The sequence below is a fragment of the Corynebacterium sp. J010B-136 genome, assembly GCF_002967075.1.
In the GTDB taxonomy this organism is placed as follows: domain Bacteria; phylum Actinomycetota; class Actinomycetes; order Mycobacteriales; family Mycobacteriaceae; genus Corynebacterium.
The window spans coordinates 214,092-227,302 of record NZ_PUGE01000002.1 but is presented as its reverse complement, the minus strand read 5'-3'; the positions used below and the strand labels follow the sequence as shown (position 1 = coordinate 227,302).

11 protein-coding genes and 1 tRNA gene are annotated in these 13,211 nt (G+C 56.7%); 4 read left to right on the top strand and 8 right to left on the bottom strand.

Annotated features, from left to right (window positions below; all coding sequences use genetic code 11):
- Nucleotides 1-17 precede the first annotated feature (17 nt).
- From C5Y44_RS04450 to typA, 4 genes are all read right to left on the bottom strand, one after another.
- Nucleotides 18-410 (bottom strand): hypothetical protein, encoded by a 393-nt coding sequence (locus C5Y44_RS04450; RefSeq protein WP_105323844.1) that lies wholly within the window; start codon nucleotides 408-410, stop codon nucleotides 18-20.
- Nucleotides 400-1,377: a PIG-L family deacetylase gene (locus C5Y44_RS04445; RefSeq protein WP_105323843.1), complete on the bottom strand. Its 978-nt coding sequence runs from the start codon at nucleotides 1,375-1,377 to the stop codon at nucleotides 400-402. The genes C5Y44_RS04450 and C5Y44_RS04445 overlap by 11 nt, the downstream gene beginning before the upstream one ends.
- Nucleotides 1,374-3,035: an ABC transporter family substrate-binding protein gene (locus C5Y44_RS04440; RefSeq protein WP_233189828.1), complete on the bottom strand. Its 1,662-nt coding sequence runs from the start codon at nucleotides 3,033-3,035 to the stop codon at nucleotides 1,374-1,376. The genes C5Y44_RS04445 and C5Y44_RS04440 overlap by 4 nt, the downstream gene beginning before the upstream one ends.
- Nucleotides 3,036-3,112: 77 nt before the next feature.
- Nucleotides 3,113-5,023, bottom strand: coding sequence for a translational GTPase TypA (gene typA, locus C5Y44_RS04435; RefSeq protein WP_105323841.1), 1,911 nt, complete (start codon nucleotides 5,021-5,023; stop codon nucleotides 3,113-3,115).
- A 952-nt stretch (nucleotides 5,024-5,975) separates the two neighbouring features.
- On the opposite strand from typA, the gene C5Y44_RS04430 reads away from it, so the two are divergent.
- The 3 genes from C5Y44_RS04430 (at nucleotide 5,976) to C5Y44_RS04420 (ending at nucleotide 8,246) form a co-directional block, all read left to right on the top strand.
- Nucleotides 5,976-6,680, top strand: a complete 705-nt coding sequence (locus tag C5Y44_RS04430; RefSeq protein WP_105323840.1) for a hypothetical protein — start codon at nucleotides 5,976-5,978, stop codon at nucleotides 6,678-6,680.
- Between the two features lies 1 nt (nucleotide 6,681).
- A complete protein-coding gene (locus tag C5Y44_RS04425; protein ID WP_105323839.1) occupies nucleotides 6,682-7,218 on the top strand; it encodes a DUF402 domain-containing protein in 537 nt (178 codons plus the stop codon).
- A 95-nt stretch (nucleotides 7,219-7,313) separates the two neighbouring features.
- Nucleotides 7,314-8,246, top strand: a complete 933-nt coding sequence (locus C5Y44_RS04420) for a DUF808 domain-containing protein (RefSeq protein WP_105323838.1) — start codon at nucleotides 7,314-7,316, stop codon at nucleotides 8,244-8,246.
- Here C5Y44_RS04420 and zupT read toward each other — a convergent pair.
- Nucleotides 8,243-9,043: a zinc transporter ZupT gene (gene zupT, locus C5Y44_RS04415; protein WP_105324071.1), complete on the bottom strand. Its 801-nt coding sequence runs from the start codon at nucleotides 9,041-9,043 to the stop codon at nucleotides 8,243-8,245. The two genes, C5Y44_RS04420 and zupT, sit on opposite strands and share 4 nt — an antisense overlap.
- 63 nt (nucleotides 9,044-9,106) lie before the next feature.
- On the opposite strand from zupT, the gene C5Y44_RS04410 reads away from it, so the two are divergent.
- On the top strand, nucleotides 9,107-9,994 hold the full coding sequence (locus C5Y44_RS04410; protein ID WP_105323837.1) for a hypothetical protein: 888 nt from the start codon (nucleotides 9,107-9,109) through the stop codon (nucleotides 9,992-9,994).
- On the opposite strand, the gene selB is transcribed toward C5Y44_RS04410, so the two are convergent.
- The 3 genes from selB to C5Y44_RS04395 form a co-directional block, all read right to left on the bottom strand.
- Entirely contained in the window at nucleotides 9,991-11,778 is a 1,788-nt protein-coding gene (gene selB / locus C5Y44_RS04405) for a selenocysteine-specific translation elongation factor (RefSeq protein WP_105323836.1), read from the bottom strand. The two genes, C5Y44_RS04410 and selB, sit on opposite strands and share 4 nt — an antisense overlap.
- Entirely contained in the window at nucleotides 11,779-13,083 is a 1,305-nt protein-coding gene (selA, locus tag C5Y44_RS04400; protein WP_199185980.1) for an L-seryl-tRNA(Sec) selenium transferase, read from the bottom strand.
- A gap of 19 nt (nucleotides 13,084-13,102) precedes the next feature.
- A tRNA-Sec gene (locus C5Y44_RS04395) sits at nucleotides 13,103-13,197 on the bottom strand.
- Nucleotides 13,198-13,211: the final 14 nt, after the last annotated feature.

Here is a 13,211-nt window from a genome sequence, read left to right as displayed (position 1 = left end):
AGACAATTATTAGTATGTCACTTAGACCCTACAAATGGCCAAATACCACCGATTACCCCGGCAAAAAGCAAGGCAACGGTACGAATATTACTTCCCAACCATTGATCGCCAGTAGTTGAACCTATAACCAAAAACGCGAAAAATCCCAATACCCAGACCGCCAACGGGATGGCAGCAATGAATACGTTTGGACTCCACAGGCGCGCAGTTTTGGTCAAAGCTTTGTTAAACCACCAGGCGATAGCAACGGTGAGCGGGAAAGCAATACGCACGCCATTAGGCATGGTGAGATACGCACCCAGGTACACAACTTCTAAAACCAGCGAGAGCAGCGCGCCAACGCTGAGCCACACCAGGCCGCCGACGGCTTCGGCGCGGGAGAATTCAAAGGGCACAAAATTACTGCTCATCGAAAAATACCTCCCACACATCACCGGTTGATGGCTCATGCTCCGCGCGGTGGGCACGGTTGGCATCAGCCGCAACATCGGCTGGCAAGGGGTCGTTTTCTCCGCGGCTGCGCTGCAAATACTCGGCACGAATCACCGGCATGACCAGGTTATTAGATAAGGCATAAGCCACCGGCGCTACAGCAGGGTCAGAGCACACCGCCCAGCGCGGCTCAGGGTTGGTCTCGCTGACAGCACCGTTCCCGACCCACACTTGCGTCGGGTGGGCAGAGATCCCGGCGATTTTCGCGTTATAGGAGGCATCGGAAAGCGCAAGCTTCAGGTCATAAGCTGCGTTGGTGAAATTAAGCAGGTAGTCCTCCGAAGGCTTTTCCCAGCCGCGAGCCGGCGTGACCGTCTCCAGTGCGGCAAAAATCGCCTCACGCTGGTAGATAGTCCACCAAATATTGCTTATCCCAGCTGCTTTGCACGCGCGCTCGGTCGCCTGGTGCACAGCAATATGGTCAGGATGCCCATAGCCACCATCCGGGCCATAGGTAATCACTGCGTGGGGTGAAAAGATCGCAAGATGCTTTTCGATGCCCCCTGCCGCCTCATCCACGTTATTCACTAAAGCGCGCGGGTGCGCGTGGGCTGCAGAGCCAACCATTCCGGAATCCCGGAGGTAGCCGGGTGCAATCAGGTGCTCGCTGCGCGCGCCGATAGCAGACGCTGCGTCTTGGAGCTCACGAATCCGGAACCCGCCGAGTAAATCGCTGCCCGCGAGGTGCTGATATCGCTGACCGATGACTTCGCCTTCTTCACCCAAGGTGGCTGTCAGAAGTAGAACTTCAGCACCACGCGAAGTCAGCTCTGCGATGGTGCCGCCGGTAAATAGCACTTCATCGTCTGGGTGCGCGTGTACAACTAAAACGCGCTTGCCCGCAAGTTCAGTGGCTGCGCCGTGGGATAAATTCTTGTGGTTCACCTTGAGCTCCTGCCGTCAATTTCTTCGAGGGTGGATAAAGATCCACCGGGATAGTCTTCATCGAAGGCGCGAATACGAGTCTCATCAATTAACGGGAGATAAAAAGCCTGCTCACGATTGATTTGCCGGATCATTTCCAGACCTTGTTGCGCACTTATTTCACCCGAGAGGATGCTTTGCGCACGCTCTTCAAAGTCACTCGCGCATGCCAGTGATAGGTTACCTGACCACAACTTTTGCTGCGTGAGCGCAGGCTCCTCGGGTTTGGTTGTAATAGCTGCGGTAGAGGTTGCGCTAGCTGTAGTGGAAGCAGCTGCAGCGGTTTCTTCATCCACGTGACAGGTAAAAAAGCTTGCCACATTAGTGGCCGTAACGGAGGTATCCGCGGTAGAAATTACTGCATCGACCTCGCCTTCAGGCAGAGCTTCTTCCACGATAGAGGTCATGCGGTTTTCCACCACGCGGGCCTCGACGCCTTCGAGTCTCAGCATATCCACCAAGGTCATCGCGGCAATGCCGGCAGCCTGTTCAGTCGGGTCAACAGCAATGCGCAGTGGATTGTCTTTGGTAGCAGCGGCTAGCACCGCAATCTCTTCCTCACTCGCGGAGTCTAGAAGCGGATTACCGCCATAGGGCACACGCAAATCAACATCGCGCTCGGTTGCCAAGCGCGCAAGCTGACGCGTATCGATGAGCGAAAGCATCGTGCGGCGCAGTTGCGGTGATTCTAAGATTTGCGATTGCGTAGAAAGGCTCAACCGCAGCTGGCGCGAAGGATTCGCACTTTCGGTACTAATGTCCCCTAATAAGCTAAGTTGTTCTTTTAAGGTTTGCGTCGGGGCAATATCCACGAAACTTACTTGCTCTGAGCGCAACAGGTTTGCAGCCTGCGATGTCGAACGAATCGCGCGCAATTGCACCACGTCAATTTTCGCCGGGTTCTTTCCCCAGAAGCGATCATTGCGGTTGAGTGTGATTAAGCCGCGCGCCTGGTCGATGCTCGCGACGCTGAACTTACCAGCGGAAGCCGGAATAGCTGACTCTAAAACCCGGTCGAATTGTCCCGATTCCAACAGGTGCGAAGGCAGCAAGTGTGTAAATAACCGGTGCCAATCCGCCACGCGCGTCGAAAAATCGACGGTCACAATGCTGCCGCCAGCAGAGATACTTAAGGCCGAAATGGCGCGATAAGGTGCTACTTCGCGCACCCCGGGGGTGGAGACCATTTCCTTGAACAGGTAGTCAAAATCCGCACCCGTAATGGGCGTGCCATCAGACCACTGCGCGCCATCTTTAATGGAATAGCGCACGCGTTGCGCAACCCCTGGCGGCGCATCAATTTCACGCGCTGAATTCAGCACATCAGAATCGATGATATTGCCGTGAAAGGCTGAGGGTAATACGAGGTCCGCGAGGGCATCGACAAGCTCTGTGTCATCAGCAACGAGGTGCGGATTAAAACCCAATTGAAATGGGTCAATGCCCACAGACATCGACGAGCGATCAGGGCCTTCTTCGTCCTCTATGCCATCGGCAATTTCAGCATCATCGTCGCTGGCTTTGTCCGCTTCTTGGTCGGTGGAGGGCTCGTCGTCGGCGGAGGCATCGACAAGCTCTTCTTGCTCATCAACAGTCGGGGCAGGGCCGGGATTTGCCATGCAACTAACCAGCAACGCCGCGGAAAAAATCGCTGACGTGCCGGTGAGACGCTTTAACCCTGCCCGACGCATGAGACTTACTTGTTAAGCTGCTTAGCCTTCGATGCTGCACGACGGCGATCGGTAGCAGACAGCTCCAGCTTGCGCACGCGCAGAACATTTGGCCCTACCTCAACGCACTCATCGTTGCCACAGAATTCCAAAGCCTCTTCCAAAGAAAGGGTACGAGCCTTAGACAAAGTCACGGTCGCATCCGCAGAAGCTGCACGCATGTTGGTGAGCTTCTTTTCCTTGGTGATGTTGATGTCCATGTCCTCGTCGCGGTTATTCGCGCCAACGACCATGCCTTCATATGCTTCAGCGCCTGGCTCGACGAAGAAGTCGCCGCGGTCAGCAAGCTGCATCAGTGCATACGCGGTGATCTGACCGGAGCGGTCAGCAACCAAAGAACCCGTTGGGCGTGCCTTGATTTCGCCAGCCCACACGTCCAGGCCATCAGCCAAAGAGTTGGAGATACCGGAGCCGTGGGTCTCAGTCATGAAGGTGGTGCGGAAACCAATTAGGCCGCGGGCAGGGATACGGAAAGTCATGCGTACCCAGTTGCCTTCGCGGACGTCCATGGACTGCATCTGGCCCTTGCGGTTTGCCATCAGCTGGGTGACAGCACCCTGGTATTCGCTTGGAACGTCGATGGTGACCAATTCATATGGCTCATGAACCTTGCCATCAATAACCTGGGTAACAACCTGTGGCTTACCCACGGTGAGCTCGAAGCCTTCACGACGCATGGACTCAATCAGAACCGACAAAGCCATCTCGCCACGGCCTTGAACTTCCCAGGTATCTGGGCGCTCAGTTGGCAACACGCGCAGCGACACGTTACCGATTAGCTCTTGATCCAAACGAGCCTTGACCATACGCGCGGTCAGCTTATCGCCACCGCCGCGGCCAGCCATTGGCGAGGTATTCACACCAATGGTCATCGAAATCGCTGGCTCATCAACCTTGATGCGTGGCAGTGGAACTGGGTGCTCAGTATCAGCAATGGTGTCACCGATCATGATGTCGGAGATACCGGAAATCGCAACGATGTCGCCTGCGATAGCCTCTTCGGTGGGCTGACGCTGGAAACCAACGGTGCGCAACAGCTCCGCAACCTTCACGTTCTTGGTGTGCTGGTTGCCTTCTTCATCGTAGTGAATCCACGCAACCTGCTGGCCCTTGCGGATCTTGCCGGCGTGGATACGCAAAAGCGCGATACGGCCTAGGAAGTCAGAAGAGTCCAGGTTGGCAACGTGTGCCTGCAGCGGCGCATCCACGTTGGCGGATGGTTCTGGCAAGACGTTGTAGATGACATCGAAAAGCGGCTGCAAAGAGTCACCCTCAGGGACGTTTGCATTGCCAGGGTTTTCAGTCGACGCAATACCTGCGCGGCCAGAAGTGTAGAGAACAGGCAGGTCAAGCAGCTCTTCAGCAGAAGCAGCAGCCTCAGGGTCCTCAAGGCCCGCAGCAATCTCGAGCAGCAGGTCCTGCGCATCAGAGACAACTTCTTCAATGCGGGCATCAGGGCGGTCAGTCTTATTTACCGCGATAATCACAGGAAGCTTTGCCTCAAGTGCCTTGGTCAGCACGAAGCGGGTTTGCGGAAGCGGGCCTTCCGAGGCATCGACAAGCAGCACGACGCCATCAACCATGGACAGCCCGCGCTCGACCTCGCCACCGAAGTCAGCGTGACCCGGGGTGTCAATAACATTGATGATCAAGTCAGCGCCGTCTTTACCCTGGCCCTTGCGGTGAATCGCAGTGTTCTTGGCCAAAATGGTAATGCCGCGCTCGCGCTCCTGGTCGTTGGAGTCCATGACGCGGTCCGAGTGGTCGCCGTGTTCGCCGAATGCGCCGGACTGTTCCAGCATGCCGTTGACGAGGGTGGTTTTGCCGTGGTCAACGTGGGCGACGATGGCTACATTACGGAACTCAGTGGTGGTCACTAAAGGAATCTCCTCACAGAAAATAAAAAAGCTAGCGTCTAAACAGTACTCGCAGTTGCTTGTCGATGCACTATTTACGCTCCCCCATGTGACCCACATCCTGCCAAATCGCTGCAAATTCCTCCAACCACACCCCTTCCCACTCCTTTCATGCACCGACTCTCACACCCCATCTTCCCCCTTCCCTCCCACCATTCTTATTCCACTTCTTTCCACCCTTTTACTCCCCTGCACCATCCCCATTTACTCCCGCCCACGTCCCCATTTACTCCCCACACCATCCGTTAACCCCGCCCATGTCCCCTTCGCGCTCACCAAATTCACCGGTCTCCCCAGACAGTGCGTCCCCGTGAGCGCAAGCGCACACCCACCGCGGCGCCAGAGCTTTCCTCCATCGCTTTCCCCAATGTCCCCTTCGCGCTCACCAAGTTCACCGGCCTACCCAAACAGCCCGTCCCCGTGAGCGCGAAGCGTCCACCCACCGCGGCGCCAGTACCTTCTTTCTCCCGCTTCCCCCAATGTCCCCTTCGCGCTCACCGAATCACGACGCCTCGCTTGTCGATGCCACCCCGTGAGCGCGAAGGGGACGCGGGGTGGGTCAAGTGGAGAGAAGACACTCCAGCAGGGGTCTGAGAAAGGGGCTGGGAAGGCGACCGGGAAGGGATTTTAGGAGGTTGCCGGGCCTAGTTGGAGAGCGCTGCAAAAGATGCGAAGCATGAGGGAAACGTCGGGGGGGACGGGTAGCTGCGAATTGTAACGAAATAGTCTCGATGGGCGAAGTAGTAAACAACAGTCGACTTTAAGGGTTGACTGCGTGCCAAAAGTGAATAGTGTTACAGGGGGTGTCAAAGTTGCGAGTGTTGCCGATGTGACTATCGGTGGCTCAGTGCGGAGCTTTGGCATATACCTCGATGTAACTTCAATTACTTCACTACCCCAAGGATGTAACCCAGTGAGCAAGAATCGCCGTTTGGCCTACGCTGCAGCGCTAGCAGCTGCCCTGCTCGGTATCGCTACCCCGGCGATCGCACAGTCTGGTGCAGGATCTTCTCAAGGGGTGCCCCCAGTAGCGGCTTCGAGCAATATCGCCAGCCCGCTAGATGACCTCGGCCGTCCGACCCCACAAACCCAGGCGCAGGTCAGAGACTTCGCTAATCAACCATGGGTACCACGCGATATGCGTAACGCTATTTTGTCGGCCTTGGCATTTTATGCCGGCGGCTCCGGCGAAGGCGGCGTGCCGCTGGTCGAAGATGGGCCGAACTTTAAACAGTTCTACTGGCCAACAGTCTCCGGTAAATGCATCGGCGGCCAAGGCGATTCCGTAGGTTCTGCCATCGCCGTACCTGGCCCAACGAAGATTCCGGCCCCAGGTGCGCGCTCTGGACAAACAGCGTTTGTATTCACCGCACTTGGTACTTCGCCTGCTGCGAAGAAGCAGGGCGGGATGAACGTGCAGTGGGCGAACCTTAACACCATGAAAACTGGTGTAACTCCCCTGCGCAATAACGGCATCAACCCAGATGGCCCCGCTACGGTTTCGGGCACTGCATCCACAGGAAAGGGAACCATCGTGGCGATGGTCTCCGGCACGGTCAACACCCAAGAAAAACCCTGCAACTTCGTGCCCACCGTGGCCATCTTCGAGGTGAAATAAAGTGAGCGTAGACCTTCATCCCGTCAAAAAGGAAACTTTTAATACAACTGAACACATCAACGTCGATCCCAAGGGCTACCTGCGAGAAGTGGACTCTTATAAGGTCACGGACTTTGGTTTATATATGGCTCGCGGCGCCAACCATCCCCGCTTTGGATACCTGGAATCGTGGCTTTTGCCGAAGTTGAGCCTGCGCGCGAATATCTTCCACTTCCGCGAAGGTATTGATGAGCGCCAGGACTTTTACATCGATATTGCGGAGATTGACCGCAAAGGTGAAGTCTGGACTACTCGCGACCTTTACGTTGATTTAATTTCCAATACCGGTGAGCCTATTGATGTGCGCGATATCGATGAGCTTTCTGCAGCGACATCCGCAGGATTGATTTCTGCTGAAGATGCCGAAAAGGCTATCGACTCCACTCTTGCTGCAGTAGAAGGTATCACCCGCTATGGCGACGATGCCATGAAGTGGCTACAGACCCTTGGCATGGAGTTGACTTGGGCTGACGATGTCGAGCTCACCCCTGCTGGCTAAATTTTCTCGCTCGAATTAAGGCGGTTTCACAGCTAGGATGAGCTGCACGCGATAGAATTCCTCCACAACCTTAAATTTACCTTTGGAGGTATTCCTTGGCCGGCGGACTTCTCGCACTGTTAGATGACGTTGCTCTCATCGCGCGCTCGGCAGCATCTTCGGCAGATGATGTCGCGGCCTTGGCTGGCAAAACCTCGATTAAAGCCGCTGGCGTTGTTATTGATGACGCCGCTGTCACGCCCCAATATGTCCAAGGCGTTGACCCGAAGCGCGAATTGCCCATGATTTGGCGCATCACCAAGGGTTCTTTAGTTAATAAACTGGTCATCATTTTGCCGATTGCGCTGCTGCTATCGTGGCTTGCGCCGTGGGCTTTGGGGCCTATTTTGATGTGCGGCGGTGCCTATCTTTGTTATGAAGGCGCGCATAAAATCTTCCACAAGCTTCTGCCTTCCGATGACCACGAGAAAGAACCCACCGTCGTCAAAGGCAAAGAGGCCGAAGACCGCCTGGTGAAGTCGGCGATTACCACCGACCTGATCTTGTCGGCAGAAATTATGGTGATCTCGCTCAATGCACTGTTGGATCAGACTTTTTGGATGCGGCTCGGCGCCCTTGTCGTCGTCGCCGTGCTCATTACGGTAGCCGTCTATGGCGCGGTGGGTTTGTTGGTCAAGATGGATGACATTGGCTTGTCGATGCTCCGTCGCCGCGACGGCAAGTCCCCTCTCGGCTCGGCATTGGTCAAGGGCATGCCGGTAGTTCTCAACATCATCGGGGTAGTCGGTACAGCCGCGATGTTGTGGGTCGGTGGCCATATCATCGTTGCGGGACTCGAGGATTTTCATGTCGATGGCCCCGCAGAAATCATCCACGGTCTAACAGCTCAGGTGCCAGAAGGCATCTTGGCATGGCTTGCAGATACGGCAGGTTCGATGGTCTTTGGTCTGCTCGTGGGCACGATTATTGTCGGTGTCATTGCGGGCGTGGATAAGCTCACCCCCGACCACAAGGAGCAGGCGGCTTAAATAAAGAGCAGCAACGAGATGGCCATGATTGCCATGCCGGCGATAAGGCCGTAAATAGCGTGGTGGTGTTTGCCAGTTTCTACAGCTGACGGGAGTAGCTCGTCGAGGCTGATGTAGACCATGATGCCAGCGACCATCGCAAAGCAAATGCCCATCGCTGCTGGTCCGATGAACGGCATGAGTATCAAAAAGCCGATAAGCGCCCCGAGTGGTTCGGCAAAACCGGACGCTGTAGCCCACCAAAAGGCTTTCGAGCGGGACATGGTTGCTGCGCGCAACGGCACAGCCACAGCGATGCCTTCGGGAATATTGTGAATCGCAATCGCAACTGCGACGGGGATCGCAATGGTCATGTCTTCTAGCCCCGCGAGGAAGGTGGCAAAGCCTTCAGGAAAGTTGTGGATCGCAAGCGCACCCGCGGTAAATACTCCGGTTTTCATCAAACGGTTTTTGCGCTCAACCTGCGCGATGGTGCCGGGTTCGTGCGGGTTGATAGATTCTGGCACGAGCCTATCGATGATGCCGATAATGGCAATGCCGGCGAAAAATGCGCCGGCACCCGCCCACGCCCCGATCTTCTCGGAGCCATAAGCCTCAGCCAGCTCCGAGGTGCCTTCGGGAAGAATTTCCATAAACGAGACATACAACATCACGCCGGCTGATAAGCCTAAAGAAGCCGCCAGAAATCTTGGTCCGGGGTTTCTTCTGCCGACTGCGATGGCACCACCGATTGCGGTGGAAAGCCCCGCCAATAATGTCAGCCCGAAGGCAATCAATATGGTGGAAGTCTCGTACATAGAAGTCATAGTATCGGTCGCGGCGTTGACGCGTAGCACTGTGGCTGGCCTAATATCGAAGGCATGCCTGACTATCCATTGCCTGCGAATCATCTTGGGGTGGAACACCTCGCGGTGTTGGATTTTGTGTGCTTATCCACAACGTTGTCTCTGCCTGCTCCCACCCAAGTTCCCGTCACGCTGGAGGCTGATAACCGCACGGGCGGGTGGCGTATTCGCAGTATGTTTGGAATGCTGGGCTGGCTTACGGTGCAAGAGGCGGCGGATTTTCCTGACTTGGAGCGCCTGCGCGCAGCGGGCATGACGGCATCGACGACTGCCGAGGTGTACTTGGATGAAGTCGCCGTTAATCTTGGGCTCGCGCCCTGGCACATCGCGCGCAATGACCAACCTGACAACACCGTGCTTCTAGCAGGCGGAGTACCTGCAGCAGTAGACACATCGATGACTTCCGATGTCCAGCAATCACAAATTGAGGAGCTGGGAACGGCCAGCGTATTCGTGGAATTTCACCACATTGGTGACGATATCGTCATCACCGTCGACGACGCAGTCTTTGGTCTGTTAGGCCCCGCGGCAGACTATGAATTACTCGTGCAATTGCTTGCACAGACCCCGCTTGCAGCTCGCGCGTATATTGCAGAAGGGCTTGTCGCCGTTGACTTGCCTGCGGATCCGCAGCAGTTGTTTGTGGCCTCTGTCCCAAAGCTCAATTCCGACACCGATGCCACGGTATTCCCGGCATCCCTTCCAACAACCGGGGAATTAGCAGACGAGCTGCTGAGCTTTGACCCGACAGAGTATTTGGAGCCTCCGCACGCGACCAAAAATAAATCGCAGCGCTTTTTCCAAACGCCGAAATTTGATAACCAGCCCGCGACGGAAGCTTTCGAAGCACTGTTTCGCACTGAACAAACCGACAACGATAAAGACGGCGAAGAATACAACTAGGTTGTTTTCTTCAGGACACGGGCACTATCACTGGTGCGCCTGGTTAGACCGTGTGCGTCCATGTATTCCAAAAGCGGCACGGCAACTCGCCGCGTCGTACCAAGTGCCTGACGTGCTTGCGATAGCGTGAACTCCCCCGGCTGCTGACCCAAGATTTCCGCAGCCTGCTGCGGGGCGCTGGGAAGCAACACGATTGGACCGACACGAAGTAGTCGCCCGGCGCGCTCTGCTGCGGCCAGCTCACTTGGGCCAAGCCCGAGTTCTTCTAAGGTGCCGGCATCGGGCGCCACAAATGGTTCTTTGGCCAGTTTCGCTTCTACTATCGCAACAGATTTCTCGGCAGGTCCCAGGTCGCGAGGTGCAACATGCGGATCGCGGATGATGGCACCATCGCGCTTTAGACGCGCGCCCGCGACAGCAATGGAAGCCAAGCTGTCATCCGGCAACGCAAGCGCGGAGAGCGCGGTCGCCAGGGGCAGGCCGTCGGATAAGGGGTGGTCGGTCAGGTGGGCATCGAAAAGCGTGCGAAGCTGCGCCGTCCACTGGGCAATCGCTTGGGCATTGACCCACCAGCTGCGAAATTCCACCAGCGATGCAGGCTTGTTCGCCACATCGAAGCCCGCCGCCTCTAAGGTTTCTTTGGGTACGGCATCCTTACGCGCGACATATGCAGACGGGTCGAAAGGATCGTGGTCGCGTAGTTCTTGTGCGCGCCGCGCTGGTGCCCCGCGGCGACTGAGCGTTGGCGGGTCCATATCGATAACTTCCATGCCTGCCAAAGCATTCAACCCTGGCCCGCGCAGCGCGAGACGGTCCCCAAGCCGCAGTGGCACTGACCCGTCGCGCAAGGTCAATCGCGCGTGCTCAGCATCTAAACCGCGCACGTGTACGGGCACCGAGGCAGTTCCAATGTGGAGGTTCAACGTGCGGGGCATGCTGTCGAGCTTCGGCCCCGTGCACCACCGGACATCGATGACTTCCGGCTGCCACCAGGTACTTTCAGCTTCGGTCAGCACATCGCCACGCGAGATGGTATCAGCATCGACCCCGCGCAGATTCAGCGCCAAACGCATCACCGGCTCGGCTTTATCCACGGCAGAATTCTCACTGTGCAGCCCGCGCACGGTCACCTCATGCTCGCTACTCGCGGTCACAAGGTTCAGTCGGTCGCCAATTTTCACACTTCCCACAGCCCACGTGCCGGTAACGACGGTGCCAGCACCTTTAATAGAAAAAGCCCGGTCAATCCACATCCGAATCGGTTTCGCACTAGCTTGCTGCAGAACTTCAACAGCGGGAAGCAGCTTATCGATTCCCCCTCGCAACTCCTCCAACCCCTCACCCGTACGGGCAGACACCGCATAAAACGGAGCTTCAGTCAAAGACGTGCCCGCGACTTTATCGCGAACCTCGGCTTCACTAATGCGCTGTCCATTGTCCATGCGCGTGAGCACGATAATGCCGCGCTCAATGCCGAGCGCGTCAATGGCTTCAAGGTGCTCGGAGGTTTGTTCTTTCCATCCCTCATCGGCAGCGATAACCAGCATCACTGCTGGCGCAGGTCCCAGACCTGCAAGCGTATTGGCGATGAAACGCTCATGGCCTGGAACATCAACGAAGGCGACATTCGCCCCGGATTCCAGGGTGGTCCACGCAAAGCCCAAATCGATGGTCAACCCGCGCTGCTTTTCTTCTTCCCACCGATCAGGGTCCATCGTGGTCAGTGCATTAACCAGCGTGGATTTGCCGTGATCAACGTGTCCGGCTGTAGCGATGACATACATTTATTTCGCCTGCTCCTGCGCCCGAAGAATTGCCGCGGCAAGCTTTTCATCGTCGCTCGCGGGGATGCAGCGGACATCAATCAAACACTGGCCGTTGTGCACGCGTGGCAACACGGCAGGTCGTCCCTGCCGAAGCAGCGGCGCCAAGGACTCATCCAGGGCCACGGCATAGCCTGGCAGCGGATACTCGGGCGCGCCACCCCCGCCCACACGCCCGGGGTGTTCGACGACCACTCCGCCGACAGCCTTCGCAAGTGCCTCAATGCGCGCTAAGTGCTCCGCGGGGTCCAGATGCAAAGCACCCTCAACCGCATTGCTAGGAGCATTAATGCTTGCTTCCAACGCGTTGAGCCGCAGCTTATCGATGCGCACCGCCCTCGCCAACGGATGCCTTTTCACCTTCGCAATCGCCTCATGTGTGCCCAGCATGATGCCTGCCTGTGGCCCGCCAAGCAGCTTATCGCCCGACGCGATAACGATATCCGCACCAGCTGCCAGCTGCGCTTGCAAGTCCGGTTCCTCGGGAACTGTGGCATCTGGCCGCAAAAGACCTGAGCCTAAATCCACTATCAACGAGATTCCACGCTCATCCGCGAGCTTTCGCAGCGGCTCAATCCCCACCGAAGAAGTAAAGCCCTCGATGCGGAAATTCGACGGATGCACCTTCAAAATCGCCCCGGTCTTCTCCGTCACGGCGTTTTCATAATCTGCCAGGTGTGTGCGGTTGGTCGCGCCAATTTCTTTCAGGCGCACCGAGGTGGATTCAATAAGTTCTGGCAGGCGAAAGCCCGCACCAATTTCAATCAGCTCGCCGCGTGAGATGATGACTTCCTTCTCCGGTGCTAGCGCTGCCGTGGCCAGCAATAATGCCGCAGCGCCGTTGTTGACTACCAGCGCGTCTTCGGCGCCTGGGCACGCAGCCAGCAATGCTTCAATTGCAGCACGGCCACGATTTTTCGACCGCAGCCCCGTGTCCAGGTCCAGCTCCACATCGGTATATCCAGCCGCCGCCACCAGCGCATCGACTGCTTCCGGCGGCAGCGGTGCACGTCCGATATTGGTATGAATGATTACGCCCGTGGCGTTTAAGACGGGATGAAGGGAGTACGGGGTGGCATCGATAAGCGATGCTTCAACCTCGTCTTTAACTGCTTGCGGTGCTATCTCCCCCGCCCGCGCTGCCGCAAGCACCTCATCAATACGCGCGCGAATGACATGCTCAGCCAAGTGCGCGCGAGCATTGTTCACCGCCTGCGAAGCCAAAATCTCATCAACGCGAGGGATAAAACGCCGCGGGTCAGTCATCAATGCTCCTTTGCGCATGTGGCGGAGACGGACAGGAATCGAACCTGCCAGACCAAGCTACTTGGCCTCACCGGTTTTGAAGACCGGGGCGCCCACCAGGACACGTACGCCTCCACTTATTTAAAGTA

Coding starts and splice junctions, on each gene's coding strand:
- selB (WP_105323836.1), bottom strand. CDS start 11,778: ATGTATGTCATCGCTACAGCCGGACACGTTGATCACGGCAAATCCACG.
- C5Y44_RS04410 (WP_105323837.1), top strand. CDS start 9,107: ATGCCTGACTATCCATTGCCTGCGAATCATCTTGGGGTGGAACACCTC.
- zupT (WP_105324071.1), bottom strand. CDS start 9,043: ATGTACGAGACTTCCACCATATTGATTGCCTTCGGGCTGACATTATTG.
- C5Y44_RS04440 (WP_233189828.1), bottom strand. CDS start 3,035: ATGGCAAATCCCGGCCCTGCCCCGACTGTTGATGAGCAAGAAGAGCTT.
- C5Y44_RS04450 (WP_105323844.1), bottom strand. CDS start 410: ATGAGCAGTAATTTTGTGCCCTTTGAATTCTCCCGCGCCGAAGCCGTC.
- selA (WP_199185980.1), bottom strand. CDS start 13,083: ATGACTGACCCGCGGCGTTTTATCCCTCGCGTTGATGAGATTTTGGCT.